Genomic DNA, 20,757 nt, shown 5'->3' on the forward strand with positions numbered 1-20,757 from the left:
CCACGGCGTGCGGACACCGGCCGAGACCGTGGTCGGGACCCTGGACGCGGGGGCGCGCCAGGACATCGCCGACTTCGCGAAGCGGGATCTCCGGGCGCTGGCCGACGTGCTGGGTGTGTCGATCGCCGAGCTGGAGCGGCGGATCGAGGAGAAGGCCGTTTCGGCGTTCGAGCTGACCGATGACGGTCTGGCTGCGGAGTTCGTCTCCGACGGCGCGGCGTACGAGCGGTTGTCGCCGTACGTCGGTGCGGCGGCGGTGTACGACTGGGCATCGGGCCGGGTGGGGTTGCGACCGGGCGACCCGCTCGCGGTGATGGCGACGGGCTTGGTGAAGGAGGTCATCACCTCCTTCCGCCCCGACCCCGCAGTGGCCGCGGCGGAGTTCGAGGGATCGCCGGCGGACTTGATGTTGCAGCGCGAGATCGAGGACCACCTCGCTCTGCTGGAGTGGGTGCGGGGGTTGCAGGGAGCGTTGCCTGCGGAGCTGGCGGAGGTGCGGACCTGGACGCCGGAGCTGTTGACCGAGGTCCTGCGGTGGCGGTACCCGTCCACAACGGACCACGTCGATCGCTTCACACTCGCCCTGAGCCGGGGAGAGCCGATCGTCGAGCCGAGTCTGGGGCGTGACGAGGACCTCTGGCTGCTGCGGATGGCGGAGAACCGTCTGCCGGCGGAGCTCGGAGCCCCGGTCCACGTGAGTGCGCACGTCGACGGGGATCGCGTGGCGGTGCGAGTGCACTACCGCGGGCAGCGCACCGCGACGGTGTTCCTGCAGCCCATCGCGCCCGCCGAAGAGCTGGCTGAGCAGGTCCGGCTTGTCGAGGAGCGGTTCGGGACCGAGCCACCGGCAACCGGAGTCGTCGAGGACGTGACGACTGCTCTCGCCCGGCTGGGAGTGCGGGACGGCTCGTTCATGCTGACCGAACACACCGACGGGGCCGACCTGACGGTGCGCGACCGCGCCGGCGGGACGCACCGGGTCGAGATCCGGTCCGGGGACGACGCCGACGTCTTCGCCATCTCCTCACCCGGTGGATCGAACCAGGTGGTGGTCTCGGAGTGGGCCGGGGACGGCAGCCGGGCGGACCGGATCGCGGACGCGCTGCGCCAGATCGTGGAGTCGACCGCGCGTGTCGTCGACGTGGATGAGGTGGTGCCCCCGGCCGAAGGGAACGCGGATGACCAGTGGCTGTTGACGATGGCCCTGGACGGTGCCCCGGCCGGCCGGGGCACTCCGGTGCACGTGATGGCGCGGGTCCGCAACGGCCTGGTGCTGGTCCAGCTGTACTACGCCGACGGCTCGATCCAGTCCGTCCACCTGTCGCCCCGCGCGCCGGCGGAGGACATCACGGAGCAGGTCCGGCGCATCGAGGAGCGGTTCGGCACGGACCTGCCTTCCGGACTCACCGCGGCGCCCGAGCTGGTGAGCACCGGCGAGATCGCGGCCGCGATGCGCGAGCTGGGGTGGAGCGACTCCGAGTTCACCGTGGTGCGAGAAGCGGACGGCATCACCGTGAGCGCGGCCGGTCGGGAGCGGTCCGTCGAGATCCGGACGGCGATCTACCCGTACATCGCCACACTGCCCAACCGGGACGACGGCGTCGAACGGATGGCGATTCCCGCGTTCACCAACGAGGACGGTCGGGCGCGCGACCTGAACAGGCTCCTCCGCTCGGTTGTCGGAGCGCGGTCCCAGGAGCCGGAGATCCTGCTGCCGAGCATCGGGCACACCATCCCGAGTCCGACGCCGGCGGAGCTGGCTCAGCGAGCGCTGGACAGGCTGCTGCCGACGGCGGCGCCGGAACCCGCCGCGGCGCCGGACGAGGCCCAGCAGGCCGCCATCGCCGCGCTGCACGCCTCCGTCGAACGCGCCGTCGTCGACGCCGGCCTGCGGAGCCATGGCGGCCAGGCCGCCAGCGTGCGCGAGGCCGACCACGTCGAGGTCGTGGTGATCGACCGCGCCGGCCGCTCGTTCCGCGCTCGGATCAGCCTCGGCGACGGGCACTTCGTGGAGCCGGAGGGCCGCTGGGTCGGGACGGCCCGGTTCACGGTGCCGCGCGACGCCACCGACGAGATCCGCACTCAGATGATCACCGCCGAGCTGCGCAGCCTCGCCGCCGAATGGGCGCTCGCCGAGGCCGAGCCGTTGCGGCCCGGCCCGCAGGAGATCCAGTCGCCGGCGCCGGCCGAGATCCGGTCCCGTCCCGCGCCCGTCGTGGAACCCGTTGCTCCCGCCTGGATCCGCCAGGGCGACGGCAGCGACGGTCCGATGCGGACACTCGCCGAGACGGTCGTCGCCCGGATGGCCGGGCATCCGGTCCAGGTCACCGCGACCCGTGCCGCCGCCGACGAGGTCCACCTGCGTGTCGCTTACGGTGACCAGCGGCCCTTCACCGTCGTGGTCCGCGAAGGCAGCGAGGTGTGGCCGTACTTCCAGGACCTGCGCGACGGCGTCCCACCGCGCGACGACACGTTCGGGCTGCGGACCGGCAACACTTACGACATCCAGCTGCCCCTGGCGGCGCTCGGTGACACGCTGCCCGCGGTCGTCGCCGACGCGGTCCTGCAGATCACCCTGTCCCGCTTCCGGGCGCAGCTCAACACCCCGGACGCGGTCCGGTTCTCGCACGAGCGGGGCGAAGCCATCCCGGCCGCGGTGGCCGAGCGCGGGGTGGCGCGGGCGAGCCTGGGGAGCTCGGCTCGCGACCTGCTCGTCACGGCGGGCCCGGAAACCGGCACGGTCACCGTCCGGGCCACCGACTCCGGCGGGAGGCCCTTCCGCGTCGAGTTCCGGACCGTCGAGGGCATCGACGCCCCGCGGCTGCGGGTCGCGGTCGGCGACCACCGGCCCTACGTCGTCGAGGTGCCGCCGGGCGCCACGCAGGCGACCCAGGTCCGCATGGTCGCCGACGGGCTGCGAAACGTCCTCGGGTACCGGCACGCCGCGCTCGGGCTGGGGGACCCGCCGCCGCCACGCGCGGCGACCGCGCCGGACAGCCAGGCGGACCTGCTGCCCGCGATCCCCGCCGACCCGGCGCTGCCTGCGGAGTTCGGCATCCGGTCGATGGACCTCACCGCGCTGTTCCCGCAGGCAGAGCCGCTGCGCACCGCAGCGGACGGGATCGCCGACCGGGTCGGCGAGGCGCACGCGGAATTCCTCCGCGCGCAGCAGGCGCACCTGGCCGCGCTGAACGCGATCGAGGACGACGAGTCCTACCTGCCGTGGGTCGCGCAGCGGCTGTCCGACCTGCTCGGCGTCCCGCTCAACGACGGCCGGGTGCTCGACGCCCTGGAGACGGCGTACGACCTTCCCCGCGCGGAGATCGAGGCGCGCATCGTCGAACCGGCGAAGGTGCTCCCGAACGCGCGCGTGGTCGAGCCGCCGCCGAAGATCGCGCGCGAGATCATCGGGCAGGACGCCGCGGACACCGTGCGGCTGGTCGCCGACCACCGTGATCGCCTCCTGGTGGCGGCCGAGAACGCCGGCAACCGCATGGTCGAGGCCGAGCAGCGGTGGACCCGGGAGCGCGACGGCGGCGTCCGCGAACTGGAACGGGTCCGCCAGGACGCGATCGACGACGGCCTGCCGGACTGGGCCGCGCGGAACGCGACTTCCCAGGCGCTCGCTCGCATCCTCGACGCGAGCAGGCGGCCCGGCTTCACACCGCGAGAGTTCGACCACCGCACGAACAAGATCACCTACGGGGTGCGCCGGTTCCGCGCGAGCGACCTGGTGGGCACCCGCCGCGCTCTCTCCCGTGCCGTGCGGGCCAACGAACCGGCTCGCCGCGCCGCGGAGCGGCGATACCGCGCGGCCGCGGCGGACCTGCGCCAGGCGCGGTCGCGGCTCAACGAACGCCGTGGCTGGGTGCCGGGCCTGCTGCGCAACGAGGGCGACTCGCCCGGCGCCGCGCAGGTGGTGGCCAACGCCCTCAACCTCCCGGTGCGGTACGTCACCGCGAGCCAGGCCGCCGACGCCGAGCTGCCGTTCCGGGGCAACCGGGCCGAAGTGCTGCGCCAGGCCGCGAACTCCGTCCGCGCCGCGCAGGCCGAGCTGGACCGGGCGATCGACGCCTACCTGGCCGCCGAGCGTGAGCGGGACGCCGCGCACGAGCAATACGTGAACGCACTGCGCCCGGCGGTCAACGCCGCCGCCGACGACGGGGTCCGGCTCGTCGAGATCGCGCACCGCACGGGCCTGACCGACGCCGAGGTCAGCGAGATCACCGGGCGAGTGGTCGCCTCCGGCCGAGCCGAGACGGAGTCGCGATACAGCCTGCCGTACGTCGACCGCTACCTCGAGGGCCGCGGCCTGCTGGCCAAGCTCGGCCGCCGGTTCCTCGGCACGCAGGCGCTGATCGACATCGACGGGCTCATCGCGCAGGTCGAGGCGATCGACCCGAACTCGCCGGACGCCCTGCAGCAGCTGCTCGACCTGGGCACGTCGATGGACACGGCGCTGGCGATGTTCACCAACCGCCTGTCCACCCGCGACATCAGCGACGTGCACCATCACCTGCTCAGCTACGCGCTGGACAACCAGTACCTCGGAGCGGGCCGGGAGAACACCGAAGAAGCCAAGACCCGGATGAAGCTCCTGCTCGAGTGGCTCAAGCAGGAGCCGAAGATGAGCCTCGCCGAGCGGCAGTTGCGCTACCGGGCGGCGCGCGGCGACCTCGGGCGGATCCTGTACTCGGCGATCCGCGAGCGGGCGTTCGGCCTCGCCGCGGCCAGTGGCGCGACCTACTACGGCCTGGTCCACTCGCTGCGCGCCGGCCTGATCGACAAGAAGAACGTCCTGGAACTGCAGGGCAAGCTCGCCGACGCGCTGATGCTCAAGATGTACCGCGAGATGTCCGAGGACGTGCGGTGGCGGGCCGACGTGGGCCTGGTCGGCACCCGCTGGGACATCACCGGCGCCGAGGGCTACGACCTGACCATGCTGATGGCCGAGTTCGCCTACCTCGGCGCCGAGCAGACCGACGACAAGGAGGCCATCAAGCAGCTCCTCGGCGACGAAGCCAACACCACCTACAACCCCCGGTGGATCAACCAGCTGAAGCTGTCCGTCGCCGCCGCCGTGCAGGTCAAGAAGGACCTGGCCGAGGGCAGGCTGACCGGCACCGCGGCCGAGGAGGCCCGGGCGCTGGTCGGCGACTCCCAGTCCGTGACCTCGCCCGTGGACCAGGCCGACTACCTGGAGCACTTGGTGCGCAACGGTGACACCCTGCGGTACCTGCTGCGCGCGGCCGGGCATCCGGAGATGGCGGCGAGCCTGCCCGCGGAAGTGCCGGGGATGTTCAACCCGCACCTGCTGTCGAAGCTGCGCGGGAACCGGATGACGGGCCAGACCTTCCTGCTGCACAAGGACAACGGGTTCGCCACCGTCGACCTGAACGGGCTGTTCCGGGCGGGCGAGCCGGACGAGCGCGGCCTGATCCCGATGATGGCGCTGATGAAGCACCACCCCGAGTTCCGGGACAACCGGATCATCTGGGCGCACCTCGGCGTCGGGAACTGGACCCACCTGACCCCCGAGCACATCGACATGCTCGACCGGATGATGCAGCTGGTCCCCGGCCTGCACTACGACTTCTCGTGGACGCCGCTCGGCCAGTACATGCGCGACGACCCCGCGGTGTTCGAGCGGTTCATCGAGTTCGCGGTGAAATACCAGGACCGGCTGATCTTCGGGTCGGACGGCATCAGCATGATGCCCAGCACCCAGCTGGACCGGCACTCCACCGAGATGGAGCCGGTCTACCGGGCGATCATGCAGCGCTTCCCGGACGGGGAGGCGATCGTCGCGAAGATGCGCGGCGGCAACTACGTCCGGGTGATGAACGAGGCCGAGCGGGACGCGAGCCAGCGGTTCGTCGACGAGTACTTCTCCCGGCACCACAACGCCTGGGTGGAGCTGCTGTCGAACTACCCGCAGCACGTTCAGGAGGGCTTCCACCGCAAGGCGGCCGAACTCATCGAGAAGGGGTTCGTGCCGCACCCCGACCAGGCCGTCGGCCCCGGTGTCGGCATGGGCGACTGGTCCGACGCGCGGCAGGCCGAAACCCCGGACGACCGCAGCCAGCGGTTCGTCGACGAGTACTACTCCGACCACCGCAAAGCTTGGCTGGACACCATGGCCGACGCGCCCGAGGAGGTGCGGCAGGCCTTTCAGGCCCGCGCGCAGGAGCTGTGGGACCAGGGCTTCCGCCCGCGAGGCCAGGCGGCCGGCCCGGCAGGCACACGGGATGGGATCTGGCGCGAGAACCCGCAGATCCAGTCGTCCATCCAGGCCTACCGGATCGCCTACGGCGACTTCCGGCGCACGGAAGCCGCCAAGCAGGTCGTGCGCGACATGCGCTCGCAGATCCGCCGGACGGTCGCCGAGCGCTGGGCCCAGCTGCGCAACCGCGACCGGCTCGAGCCCGTGGAGCGGGACGGTTCGAAAACGCCGGTGGAGGCGCTGATCGCCGCGCACTTCGCGTTGCAGGCGGCGGAAGACCTGAGCCCGGAGGACCGGCGGAAGTTCGTCGGCAAGGTGTTCGGCGACGTCACCAGGACCGAGGAGCAGCGCCTCGCGACCGAGGAGACGCAGCGGAAGCTGCACAAGTATTGGCGCAACCGCGGCCTGGTCGGCTGGACGACCGTCACGGCAGGGACGGCGGCCGCGGCCACCGCCGTCGTGGTCGGTGCCGTGCCCGCGGCGATCGTCGGCTCGGCCACCGCGATCGCGGGTTTGGCGTTCGTCACGCGGTCGCTGCTGTCGAACCTGAAGGTCGCGCACGGGCAGGACCTCCGCGTCACTGTCGAGTCGATGATGGAGCGGGAGCGCGTCGACGTCGAGTCGGTGCACCGGCTCATGAAGATGACCCGGCAGCTGATGGTCAACGACATCGCGCCGGGCGGGAAGAACCTCCGCGAGCGGTTCGCGCACATCGTCGAGCGCGTCGTCACGCAGTTCGAGCAGCGGGTCAAGCAGATGCTGATCGACTACATCGTGACCGTCCACTTCAGACTTCCGGACGGCGTGACCGCGCAGAGCAGGCGGGTCTGGGCGAACATGAAGTTCTCCCAGCTCAAGGATTACGTCAACCGGATCATCGGCGCCACGGCCGACTCGATGAACCGGATGAACCCGACCGCCGGCTTCTTCGGCCGCGGTTCGCACGTGGTCACGGCACTGACGTGGCTGGTGAACGGGCTGAACCAGCTGTACCAGGGGTTGCACACGGTGGGGCTGGCCGCGTGGGTGTCGCTGGCCTACGTGCCGTCCTCGCTGTTCTTCGCGATCACCGCGGTGCCCGGCATCTGGGCGCAGTACGACCCGGTGGCGCGGCCGGGTATGCGCAAGCTCCAGAACCTGCTGGCGTTCCCGTTGCTGACCCTGGGCAACGCGGCGCTCACCGTGCAGTACATCGCGGAAGGGAACTGGCTCAATGCCGTCGTCGCGACCAGCCTGACGGCCGCCACCGCGAAGCTGACCCAGATCGGCTTCAAGATCGAGCGCAAGGAGGGCCGGGTCGGCGCCAAGCTCGGTCCCGGCGCGATGTTCTTCGCGCAGAGCGCCCTGACCGCGATCGGCACGTCGATGATCACCACCAATCCGGTGGTGCTGGCGGCGACCGGGGCGTTTGCACTCGCCGGCCCGGCGATCTACCTCGCCCGCGGCGCGTGGGCGAGGTTCCGGGCGATCGAGCGGTTCAAGCCGGCCGTGCACACCCGGTACGAGGGCGACTCGCCGGAGCGGGCGGAGCGGCCGGAGATCGCCGCGACCGCGCTCGGCGACGGCACCCAGCTGTCGTGGGGACGGGTCCGGCGAGGCCTGGACGCTGTCAGCCGCCTCTCCCACCAGCCCGAGCCCGCCACCCCGGCCGAACGGTCCACGCTCGCCGCCAAGGTCGCGGAGAACCTTCGCGAGGACGACGCGGAGAAGCTGGCCGAGCACGCCCGGCGCGCGTCGCGCGGCCCGGGCACCCGTCGCGACCCGGCGCAGGGCCCGAGCCGCCCGGCCAGGACCGTGCACCGCGGCGATGGGCCGACGGAGGCCGGTGGTCCGGCTCGGACCGCGGACCGCGGGGATGGGCCTGCGCAGGGCCCGGCCCGCCCGGCGCGGACCGTGCACCGCGGTGACGACCCGTTCGGCACCGGGCGCGTCGACATCGACACCGCGCCGGTTCCGGCGCCGCGTACCGGCCGCGACCCCGGCGGCCTCGCCGGCGGCGCGTTCGCCTACCACTCCGCGCCGGGCGAGACCCCGGGTGAGGGAAACGTCTTCGGGGAACCCGAGGTCGTCCCGTTCCGGGAACGGCCGCACCACGTCCTGGGACGTCCCTGGAACGTCGACCAGGCGGCCGACCCGGAGGACGGATTCGCCGAGGCGCTGGGCGCCTGGATGCGCAACCGCCACGGTGAGCAGGACGAGCAGGGCGTGTGGCAGTTCACCGACCCGCAGGGCAACACCTTCCGCGCCCGGGTGACGGTCGATCCGGACGCGCCGCGGCCACGCCTGTACCCGCCAGGGGACGACGGTCTCGCCGAGGTGAAGCTGCCGTGGATGCCGGCCGATGCCGCCCACCGCACCGTGCTCCTGGGCAAGACGATGACCCACGCCCTGCGGCTGCTGCCCAACCTCGTGCAGCCCGTGGTGCCGGCGCCGGCGGGGATCGGTGACTTCGTTCCGCGCCCCGGCACGCCACTGTCCTCCGCGGACGCCGGTCGCGGGTTCGCCCGCTTGGTCCGGGGAACCACCTTCGCGGGCGCTGAAGTTCACCTCGCCGACGCTCGCACCGACGAGAACTCGGTCCACCTCCGCTTCGCCTCCGCCGACGAAGAGTTCGTCGCCCTGCGCACCTTCTTCTGGGACGGCGACACGCTCCGGGCGCGGCACGACCACCTCGCCGATTCGCCGGCCGCCACGGCTCTGGACGAGTTCCTGCGCGAGCGCTACCGCGAGTGGGGCGTGTCCTCTGTGGACGAGTTCGCCGCGGGCGAGACGGCCGTGGCCAGGCCGCTGGCGGGCCAGGACTGGGCACCGGGCGCCTCCGGGCGGAACGCCGCAGGCGAAGTCATCGGCGCACTCTCCGAGAAGCTCGGCACCCTGCGCGACAGTGCCGCACGGTTGGACCGCCAGCTCGCGCTCGGGGCGCGGGCAGGCGTCGAACAGACTCTCCGCCGTCACGGCGTGCCGGACGCCGGGGCGTTGCAGAGCCAAATCGCGGCCGTCGAGGACGTGCTGCGCCGCGCGGATGCGAACGAGTACGCGACGGCGGGTTACCCGACGCCGCGGGAGATCGCCGAGCTCGGCGCGCCCGGCCGGGCCGCGCTGACCGAGCCGGCGTCGCTCCGCTTCCGGGAGGACCTGACGGCGCCCGCGCGGGAACCGTCGTGGCGGCCAGGGCCGGTGGCCGTGCTGGAACTCGCGACCGGCGCGGACCTGGTGTTGCAGCGCCGCGACGTCGTGCACGACGAAATCGTCCTCGGCGAGCTGCCCCGGCATGAGCGCACCGGCGGGTTCGGCCGGACGGCCGGGGAGGCGTGGCACCTGCTCAGCGCCGAGGGCAGGCTCGTCGTGCGCATCCCGGACACAGCGTCGCCGGGGTACGTCAGCGAGCTGCGGGACAGCCTGGGCAAGTGGTTCGCCCGCACCCGCGAAGAGCGGGCTTCCGACGGCGCGCGGCAGATCGTCGCCTGGGTGCCGCGCGGCCGCCCGGTCCTGACCGCACCCGGACCCGGGCCGGTGTTCACCGCCGGGGCGGACATCGCGCGCACCGTGCCGGACGGCGAGTTCGCCCAGGTCTTGTTCGAGGACCTGCCGCCGGCGGCGTTCACCGGGCCGGCGATCGCGGCGGTGGCGAACGGGATGTCGGCTGTGCGCACGGACGGCACGCTGACGATCACGGGTGGCGTCCGGGTCGCTCCGCACCTGCCCGATCTGGTGCGCGCGCTGATCGCTTCGGGGGCCGTCTCGATCACCGCGACCGGGGATGTGGGCGTTGCGATCACGGCCCGCAAGGGCGGCCCCGCCATCGAACAGCTCGACGGCCGACCCAGCCGGTTCGCCGAGGACCAGGACCCCGATTACGCGCGGGTGTACACCGAAGCGGTGCGGCGCCTCGAAGCGGCAGGAGCGGCGAACGCGGACGCCCCGGCCGAGCTGCGGGACGCGCTGGCGCACGCGCGCGAGCGGCTCGCCGCCCACACCGCGACGGGACGGCGCCCTGGCCCGGTCGAGCTGCGCCTGGACCACTGGAACCACCGGGACCTGACGAGCGAGACGCTCGCCCAGCTGGCTGAGGCACTGCCGGCGGGGTCGACCGTCCACATCAGCACGTCCGCCGCCGCTCCGGTGGCCGTGATCCGGACGATCCTGGACACCGCGGGTGTCCAGGTCACCCTGGAGACGAGCACCGACAAGGCCGTCCTCCGCGGATACACCCGGTCGCCGATGGACGTGCCGCTCCAGGGCGCCCCCGCGCCGGAGCCGGGTGAGCGGCCGGACGGCATCGCCGGGTTCTTCCCGCACCGCGGACAATGGGCGCCGGACATCGAGCAGACGGTGCGCGGCTGGTTCCCCTACATCGACCTGACCAGCCGGGAGGTCCGGCTCGCCGACTTGGCCACCGTCAGCGCCGCCGGCCGGGACACCGTCACGCTGACCTTCGCGATCGGCCGCGGCAACGCGGACGACGCGACGTTGCAGGTGCGCCTGCACCGCGAGCCGGACGGCCGGATGTGGGCCGAGCACCGCAACCCGGACTCTCCTGATGCTCGCCGGTACTCGGAGCGAACCTCGCAGGTGAACCAGATTCTGGTGGCGAACTACCGCGAGGCCGGTCTCACCCATCTCCTGCACGAGGTGAGCGGGCACCGTGGCGTCGACCTCGCCAAGGCCGGGTACGGCTGGCACCCGGGGGAGCGCGGCAGGCAGGACGCCGCGCGGGCACTGGCACACCTGCGCGAGCAGCGCGACGCGATGGCCCGAGCGCTCGGGCAGGGCAGCCCGTTCCAGACCGAGCACGGCCCGCTGCACGCCGACCGGCTGCGGCTCGCGGTACGGGATGCCGACACCGTGCTGCTCCGGGCAGCAGAGCACGAGTTCGGCACCACCGGATTCCCGTCTCCGAACGACGTCGTCGAGGTGGGTGCACCGGTCCTGCTGCACGGCTACACCGATCCCTGGCCGGGCGAGGACGTCCTGCGCGCCGCAGGCACGTGGGCCGCGTTCCAGGACCTGTCCCGGGACGACGGTGGTGACGATCCGGGCACCGCGCCGGGTCCGCGGCCGGCGCCGTCCGGACAGCTGGTGGTCGACGACGCCACCGCCGACGCCGTGCGATCGGCACGCGGGGAGCCCGCCCCGGAGATCGTGCTGCGCGGCGTCCGGCCGGAGCCGGCGACCGGTGGCGTCGCCGAGGTCGTCGGCGCGGCCTGGCGCTCGCTGCGTCACGACGGACGTCTCGTGGTCGAGGTCGAACGCGGCGCTCCCGTGGCGGAGATCCGCGCCGCCCTGGAGTGGTACTTCGGTGAGATCGGCGCCGAGATCGACGACTGGGGCGACGGACGTCTCGTCGGCTGGGCGAAGCGCGCACGGCCGGTGGACCCGGACATCCCGGCCGGGAACCGGCTTGTGATCGGGGGCGATCGCGCGCCCGGCACGCCGCCCCCGGGCCCGGGCGACCTCGCGGTGAACACTGACGCCGTGACCCAGCCTGATGCCGCGGCGAACCCGCTGCCCGTGGGTGAGTTCGACGCCGTCCACTTCGAGGGTGTGCGGATCGACGCCTTCACCGGCCCGGCGATCGGGGCGCTGCCCAACGCCTTCGAGGCCGTGCCGGAGGGCGGCCGGGTGTCGATGGTCACGAGTGCGGACCTCGCGCCGCACGCCGGCGACCTGGTCGCCGCGGCGGTCTCGCTCGGCGCGACCGACCTGACGTTCACCGGCCTCTGGACCGACACCGTCGCGGTGCACATGGTCAAGGGTCCCTCCGACGCGTCCGGCTACGCCCAGGTCTACGCCACGGCGATCGACCGGATCGAAGCGGAGCTTTCGCGGAGCGACGACGCGCGGCTGCGGGCGATGCTCGAGCACGCCCACGCGGAGCACGCCCGGCACCAGGCGGCGGCCGCCGCGCAGACCGTGGAGCCGCGGCCGCCGGTGCGGCTGCGGATCGAACGGTGGGACCACGCGGACCTGACCGGTGAGGTCCTCCGCGCGGCAGGTGCGGCGCTGCCGGTCGGATCGACCGTGTCGATCACCACCGGCCGGAACGCCGACCGCGCCGTCATCGAGAACGCCCTGCGCGGCGCCGGCTTCGACCTCGATCACCTGCCCTCGCGTGCCATTACCGGCGTCAAGCGGTTCGAGCCGGGCGCCCATGGCTGGGCCGCCGACGACCAGGGCCGCCGGGACGCCGCGGAGGTCGTGGAGCTGTTGCGGGAACGGCGCGCCGTCGTGACAGACCTGCTCGCCCGCGTCGAGCGCGCCAAGCGCTGGGACACCGAGACGGTCAAGGACGTCGAGCGTCGCGTGCGGGGCCACCGGCTGACCCCTTCCGAGCTGCGGGGAGACCAGGACGCCGTACGCGCCCACCTGGCCGAGGTCCTGCGTGGTGAGGTCGCGCGGGCGGACGAGGTCCTCCGCCGCGCCGCCGAGCACCCGTTCGGCACGGAGCGCTTCCCGTCGCCCGCAGATATCGCGGCGGTGGGCGCCACCGGGCTGCTCGCGCTGGAGTTCGCCGCGGACGGGCGGTACGAGCAACCGCGGGCGCAGATGGACGAACCCGGGCTGCCGTGGCACGCCGAGACCCCGTGGACAGGGACGCTCGACGCACGGCGCTTGGACGAGGTGGCGGACTCGGCGCAGTACGACGAGATCGTCCTGGACCGGCTCGCCCGCGATCCGGTCACCGGCGGCATGGGCGCGGCCGCGGCCCGCGTGGCACGTCTGCTGTACAGCGACGGCCGCGTCGTGGTCGCCTTCGGCCCGGACACCGACGCGGACCTCATCGTGGAGGCGCGTGCGGCGTTCGGCGAATGGTTCTTGCGCGTGCACGAGGAGACGTCGGATTCCGGCGAACGCCGGCTCGTCGCCGCGCTGCCGCGCGAGTTCCCCGCCGTGCCGCGAGCCGAGGGCCCGCGCCTGCTGGTCGGCGAGGCGTCCGCGTTGCCGGCCCCCGGCCCCGCCGATGTCGTCCTGTCCGCCCGGCATCTGACCTGGCCCGAGTCGCGACGGGACATCGCCCCCGCGGCCCCGGCACGCGGCTCCTTCGCCGAGGTCACGATCGACGGCCTGCAGGCGATCTCGCACCCACCGTCCACGGGCGAGATCGTGGCCGCGTTCGAAGCCCTCCGCGACGGCGGCCTGTTCCGGGCACGGGCCGCCGAGCAGAGCGCCGTGACCTTCCCGGCGAGCAAGGTGCGCAACGAGGCAGGCGATCTCGTCGACCTCCTCGTCACCCTCGGCGCCACCGAGATCGTGCTGACCGGCGAGCCGGGGGTGACGGTGACCGCGCGCAAGGGCGCCACCGACGCGGCGGCTTACGTGGCGGCCTACACCGAGGCGGTCAAGCGTCTCTCCGCCCGGCCGAACGACCACACCTACGAACTGCAGCACGCTCAGGAGCGGCTCGCGGTCCACCGGGCCGAGGCCGCCGGCGCCCCGGCCGCCACCCGTGACCCGGTGACCGTCCACATGGAACACTGGCCGACCCGGCAGCTCAGCTGGTACCAGCTGGAGAAGCTCGGCGCCACGCTGCCTCCGGGATCGGAGGTGCGGATCACCACCGGCACGCGCGACCTGGACCCGGCACCGCCCGCGCGGCGAGGGCGGCTGGAGATCACCACGTCACGTGAGGACGGCCGGGTCGTGATCTCCGCTCGCGTCGTGGACACGAGCGCCGGTGAAGTGCTGGCCCCCGCGATGCAGTCCGTGCGTGCCGGCCTGCCGCGCGTCAGGATCGACGAGGAGGGCAGCGGCCGCGTCCGGTTCCACGTCGGCAGCGTTCCGGCCGAGGTGGTCATCGGGGACGACGGCGAACTCGGCGGCGCCAGGTCCGCGTCGAGACTGGAACCAGGCGGCCGGGGTGGCCCCGCGATCCGGATCGCGGTCGCGGCGGGACTGACCCCGGAAGTGACCGCGCGGGAGATCGCCTTCCAGATCGGCAAGTCCCGTCACGAACTGGAGGAACTGCCCGCGGAGCGGCTGTTCCGCGGATTGCGGCGGCGCAAGCTCCCGGTTCCGTCGGCTGAGGTGGTCGGCCGGCTGGCCGTGCTCGAGGTCATGGCCCAGCAGCGTGCCGGCCGTCAGCTCACCACGCTCGCCGACATGCTCGCGCTCGAGGACGAGATCCGGCGGGCGTTGCCGGCGGGACTCGACTTCGAGCAGGTCAAGCTGGAGCGGCTGAGCACGCGGACCCGCGAGATGCTGGCCGAGCGGCCCGTGCCGCGGCCACCCGCGCCGACCGAGGTGGCCCCGTGGAACGTGCGGCGCGTCGAGCGCGGGTTCACCTTCAACCGGTTCGATCCGGCGTGGCAGGGCGCCGAAATCCCCGCCGTGCCGGCCCGCCCGACGCCGTCGGTGCCGTTCGACGTCCTGCGGGAGACCGTCGAGCACGCGGACAACGCCTACGCGCTGCTGGGCCGGGACCTCGACCTGCCCGCGCTGCACCGCACCTTCGGTGACCTCCTGCCGCAGGCCGTGCGGGCCGCGCACATCCACGGCGCCGAGTACCTGACCCAGCTGGCGCAGCGCTGGCCGGATGACCTGGGCACCGGGCTGACCGCGGCGCTCAACGCGACTCCGCCGCAGGTGGTTGCGCGGTCGATCGCGGACGCCGCGCCCTGGTTCGGTTTCCGCGCGGACGACACGGCGGCCTTCACCGAGTGGCTGGAGCGGGCCGGCATCCCCGCCGACCTGACGCAGGCGGACCTGCTGCGGCTGCGGGAGGTCGCCGCGCTGATGGTGCTGGGCGACCACTTCGTCACTGCCGCGCAGCGCCGCCAGTTCGCGGAAGCCGACCCCACCGCCATCGGCGACGCGTTCCACAGCCTGCCCGACGGGCTGACCGCGCACGCGCTGCTCCCCGGCTCGGACGCCGACTTCGTGCCGGCCGCGCTCGCCGAGATCGAGCGCCTCCCGCGCGCTCGCCAGGCGGAACTCAGCCGCGACGCGGACGCCATGCTGCACCGCTTCTTCTCCGGCGGAAGCGGCGGCGCCGAGGTGTCCCCAGCGGTGCGCGACCGCATCCGGGCGGCGCTGCACGCCCACGGCGCGACCTTCGCCGCCTGGCTCACCGGGCAGATCCCGGGCGCCGCCGTCACCCACGGGTACGCGCAAATGGACGTGGCCGCCGAGCTGACCGCGCTCGTGCCCGCCACCCCCGCGGCGCCGGTGACCGAGCCGGACTTCCGCGACGACCGCCAGGTGCGGGCCCGGCTGCAGGACCTGCTCACGCTCGTCGACGCCCACCAGCGCGGATCCGGCGGGCTGGTGCAGGCGGAACAGCGGCTCCGGGAGGCCGCCGAGGAAGGGCCGGCCGCCGCGATCGCGCTCGCCGACGAACTCGCGGAACCGATGACGAAGCTGCTGGAAGCCATCGGGGAGCGCGTCAACGAGCTGCGGGGCCAGGTGGCCGAGCTGGCCCGGCGGCACGAACCGGGAGAGAGCCGCGCCGAAGTCGCCCTCACCCGCCGGTACCAGCGCCTGACCGGGGCCCTCGACCTGGTGCGGACGCGCTGGGAGGACCAGCAGGAGCAGCTGACCTTCGCGCACACCGCGCTCGACGGGCTCACGGCGTGGACCGAACTCGCCGAAGAGGCGCGGGCCGCGGAAGCCGCGAACGGGCCGCTGCCGGTGCTGGGCGGCGAAACGGTGACGCCGGCTCTCGCGGACCTGTACGCGCGCGAGGCCGCACGCGAGCTGGAGACCGAGCTCCGGCGCGTCGACGAGCTGCGCAGGCCGTTCGAGGTCGCACTCGGCGAACTGGTACGGGAAACCGAGTCCCTGGAGCAGATCCACGAGGAGCACCCCCGCCTCGCCGCGCACGGCGAGGACATCGACCCGGCCGAGGACCGGTCCAGGGTCTTCCGCGCGGACGTCGAAGGACTCGGGCGGCAGACGGCATCGACCGTGGCCGAGCGGGATCTGGCGGCCATCGAGCACCTGGTCGAACTGCTCGGCCAGCACGACGCGATGGTGCGGGCCCTGCGCGAGCAGGGCTACGAGGGCCGTCGCGCGGCGGACTTCGCCGAGCTGGCCCAGCACGCCGACCCGGCGCTCCGCCAGCTCGGGGCTGAGCTGGCGGCGGTCGAGGAGGAGCTCCGGCGCCTCGTGAGCGGCGACGCCGCCGCCACCGACCACGGGCTGGGCCTCAGCGTCGCGCTCGCCCGCAGCGACCACCGGTTCAAGCTGCTCGAAGAGGTCATGATCAGCCACCGCCGGTTCCGCGGCCGCGTGCGTCCCGCCGGGGTGCGGTTGCTCGCGCAGCTCGCCCAGGCGGACGAACACCCCGCGGGCGCCTGGGCCGCCGTCATGAAGGAGGTCCTGCAGGGCACCTTCGGCAACTCCGAGGTCAAGGGCGTCTTCGGCGACCGGCTCTACAACATCAAGCTGACGCAGGTCAACGAGTTCCCGATCAAGGGCCTGTACGTGCCGGTCGAGGAGCAGGCGCCGCCGGACATGGTGGCCGTCGGCGAGCCGTCGTTCCACAACATCGTCAAGGTCGTGTGGTACTCGGGCACGGACAAGACCCGCGGCGGCCGCGTCTTCCGGTCCGGCTTCACCATGCAGATCAACGTCGGTCCCACCGCCGAGCAGATTCGCGCCGGCGATCACCCGCTGGCGGAGCAGTTCCGCTTCCACGGCAAGGCGGCCTGGATCGAGCAGAACCACCCCGGTGAACGCATCGAGAGCGAAGCCGACCTCGCGAAGTTCATCAGCCGGCTCGGGCACGACCCGACGGCGGGCCTCGACCTACCGCTGCCAGCGCTGATCCCGGTCTACTGGGTCGAGGGCGGGCAGCTGGTCGTCGCCGTCCGGCCGGACGGCGACCCGGAGGCGGCCAAGGAGGCCCTGCACCGGTTGGTGCTGCGGGAGGTCGCCGCCTTCCGGTCGCAGAACCCGTCGGCGGGCATCGAGGCGCGGACCACGATGCTGGCGCAGGGCGGCAACCTCATCGGCATCGTGGTCGGCACCGCCGCGGGGCTGCTCTCCGGTCTGGGCGTGAGCGCGCTGTACCTGCTGGGCCGGTTGTTCTACTTCGCGTGGGCCGGGTTGTTCGCCCCGTGGTCCTACGTCACGGCGACGGGCAAGCAGACCGAGGCCGCCAACGAGATGCGGCGGCAGCGCGCGTTCATGATGCGCGGTGGCATCGGCCCGACCGCCGACTCGCTCGAGGAGGGCAAGCACGAGGCCGCCGAGGAGCTGCGCCCGATGGCCGACCTGGCCGCCGTCCGCAGCGTCCCGGAGACCGCCCCGCCGAGCAAGCCGGAGCCGCTCACCGGGAACGAGGCGGCCGACTTCCAGAACAAGCTCAGCACCGTCGGTGGCGAGATCGCCCAGCAGCTCGTGGACAACGACTTCCCGCGGACTCACCTGCGCGGCCGGGAAGATCTGATCGAGACGTTCGCGAAGCTGACCGACGTGCGCTGGTCCGACGAGCGCATCGCCCACCGCGACGCCGGCACCGTGGCCGTGCAGGACGCCGGCACGCTGATGTTCACGATGCCGACCGGCGAGCACGTCAAGGTCTCGCTCGAGGTCGGCCGGTTCGACCGGTCGTACCAGCTGCTCAAGGGCGGCGACGTGCCCTCCACCGAGCTGCGGTACTGGATCGGCATCTCGCCGGACGTCTACCGCGCCGGCGACGCCGCGATCCGCGCGGCGGTCTCCGAGCAGCTGGTCGACGTGGTCATCAAGGCGGGACAGCTGTGGCTCCAGCCGCCGCTGCGGTCCCTGATCACTGAGCTGTACGGGACCTACCCCCTGGAGGTCCTGATCACCGCCGGGTTCGCCGCCGCGACGGGCGGCTGGAACATGCTCGGGTCCTCGATCGGCTCCAGCGCCGGTGGCCGCGGCGGCATGGTGAGCTCGCGCTACCTGAACTTCAAGTACCTGGCGCTGGCCCGGAAGCTGTGGGAGGACGCGGTCCGGGAACGCCAGGGCTTCAAGGCGCTGGTCGGCACGGGCGCGCGGACGGCGATGGCCGAGGATTCCCTGCGGCTCATGGGTTCCGCGGCCGAGCTGAACCGGAAGCTCGGCGCGGAGATCCGCCGCTTCCTGCCCGCCAGTCAGGCGGATCCCGAGTACGTGCCCGACGATCCGGGGCGGATGCTCCACGAGGGCGCCATCCAGATGCGGGACCGCATCCGCACCCGGCCGGGAATCGAGGACGCCCGGCTGCTCACCGCCGACGAAGTCCGCGCGGAACAGGCCGTCGCCGCGCACAAGAGCGCCGTCGAGGCCGCCGCCAAGGCCAAGGCGGCGGCGGAGAAGGCCGCCAAGGCCGTGAAGGAGGCCGCCGCGGATGAGGTCGCGGAGAAGACCGCGGCGGCCGAGCGGGCCCGGGCCGCCCAGCGGGACGCCGAAGAAGCGGTCAAGACCACGAAGGCCGCGTCCGAGGAGGCGGCCAGGGTGGCGGAAGAGGCCAGGCGCGTGTCGGTCGAGCGGGAGCGACGGCTGATCGAGCTGGCCGAGACGATCGCGGCCGGCCGCGGAACGCCCGAGGACGAGCGGGCCGCGGCGGAGCTGGCCGAGGAAATCAGGTTCGAGCAGGCCGAGGCGCTGGAGGCCGGTGGCGGGTCGTTCACGCTCGTCGCGCTGGCGAAGGGCCGGATGCGGACCCCGAAGATCCCCGCGGAGATCCGGCTCCGGATCGGGGTCAGCGCCGAACTGCCCGTGCCGACCATGCCCGCGGTCACCCGCGCGGGCCTCTACAAGCGCGGCCGGACCGACGTCCGCGAGTTCACCGTGCTGCTGCCCGCCCAGTGGTCCAGGGGCGACACCCGCCTGCCCGCGGCCGAGCTCACGGAGTGGCTGCACCGGGAGGCCGACGACCTCGTCGAGCGGGAGCGCTTCCTGCACCCGCGGTCGATGGGACAGCTGGGCAGCGCGGCCGGCGGCAAGGCGGCGGGCAGCGGCGGGATGAGCGTCGCTCTGAGCCTGCAGCAGGACAACATCCCCGCCGCGGGCCAGACCGTCACCGACGTCATCCAGAAAACGCTCGACGGAATCATGCGGATGGTCACCGGCCGCAGCGGGTTCGAGCGCCTGTCGATCCGGATGCAGAAGGAGGTCAGCCCGCTCATCGCGACCCCGCGGGCGATGGACGACCTCGCGTGGATGACGGCCCGCGAAATCCGCCGGGAGGAGGAGAACCTGCGGGAGGTGCTGGCGTCCTACGCCGACCACCCCGAGTTCGGGGCCAAGGCACGGGAGATCCTGGCGCGCCGGGACGCCGAGTTCGCGGAGCCCGAGTCGCTGCTCTCGAAGCTGGACGAGATGATCGAGAGCGGCGAGCTCACCCGCCGCATCGAGCACCTGGCCATGGCGCGCCGGATGGGCCGCGGCGAACTCGTGCTCTACATCGACAAGGTCCGCCATCCCGGGCCGTGGGAGCTGGGCGCCAAGGCACAGGGCGCGCACCGCCAGCAACTGATCTTCCGGTTCCAGGCCGGCGTGCCCGGCGCCCCCACGCACCTCGTGGTCAACAGCTACGACTCCGCCTACCTGATCAAGGGCGAGGACCCGGAGACCGCGGTCCAGCTGATGGCCCTCCTCGTCAAGGCCGCGCACCTGGGGTACACGGGTGTGCCCGGGATGCTCGACCTGATGTACGGCGACCTGGCCACCGGCAACGTCCCGAACCTCCTCGCCCGGCTGCTCACCGCGTGGATCGGGCCGGCGACGAACCTCTTCCACGCCGCCATGCAGGTGCTGACCGCGAAGGTGTCGGTCCTGTTCAACGTCCTGTCGGCGGGCTGGAACCGCCGCGGCGAGTTCCTGACGCTGGAGCAGAACCGGTTGCGCTACGGCTACGACGGCGCCGTGATGGGCGAGGACCGCAACCAGCTCGCTCACTACGCGACCCGGCAGATCACCGATCACCTGCGCCGTCGCCAGCTCGACTTCCTGGAGTTCGCGGAGGTGGCCGGCTTCTACAGCCCGAAGACGATCGAGATCATGCGCGATGTCTTCGCCGAGGGCGCGCGCCCGCTCGCCGAGGTGTTCGTGCACCACGGCGTCCGGGCCGACCAGCTGCCCGACGGCTGGACGTGGGCGGACCTCGACCAGCACGTGCGCGACAACCAGCCGCCCACGCTCGCCGAGCGCGAAGCTGCTGAGCTGCTGGCGCTGATCGAGGACGAGATGCGGGAGCAGGGCGTGCACCCGGCCGACCGCGACCTCGAGCACCGGGAGTTGCGGGAGAAGTGGGGCGAGACGGTCATCGCCCTGGCCATGGCCAAGGTCCAGGACGGCGCCGGCCTCGCGGGGAACTACAACACCAACGTCATGGTCCGGACCGGGTTCGGGAAGGTGATCGTCCGCGTCCCGGCCGCCGACGCGACCTACATGGACCTCCGGATCTGGCACGAGGCGGACCTGTACCAGGCGATGGCCCCGGCCGCCCGGAACGCGTTCGTGTCGAACGCCGCTCGCATGTGGCAGTCGCTCGGCGGCAGTCAGGTCCACGCGTTCGAAGACGGTCGGCTCCTCGCTACGGACGAGGCCGCACCCGATCACCTGCTCGACGGCATCGCGGC

Annotated in this window: 1 protein-coding gene (cut by both window edges); it reads left to right on the top strand. The window is 72.9% G+C overall.

All 20,757 nt of this window come from inside a single coding sequence — locus ABZ193_RS09960, hypothetical protein (RefSeq protein ID WP_354709583.1), on the top strand. Of the gene's 52,899 coding nucleotides, 20,714 precede the window and 11,428 follow it; the stretch shown corresponds to coding positions 20,715–41,471, spanning codon 6,905 (partial) through codon 13,824 (partial); the first codon wholly inside the window starts at nucleotide 2. Both the start codon and the stop codon lie outside the window.

The organism is Amycolatopsis sp. NPDC006125 (assembly GCF_040614195.1).
Lineage (GTDB): Bacteria > Actinomycetota > Actinomycetes > Mycobacteriales > Pseudonocardiaceae > Amycolatopsis_E > Amycolatopsis_E tucumanensis.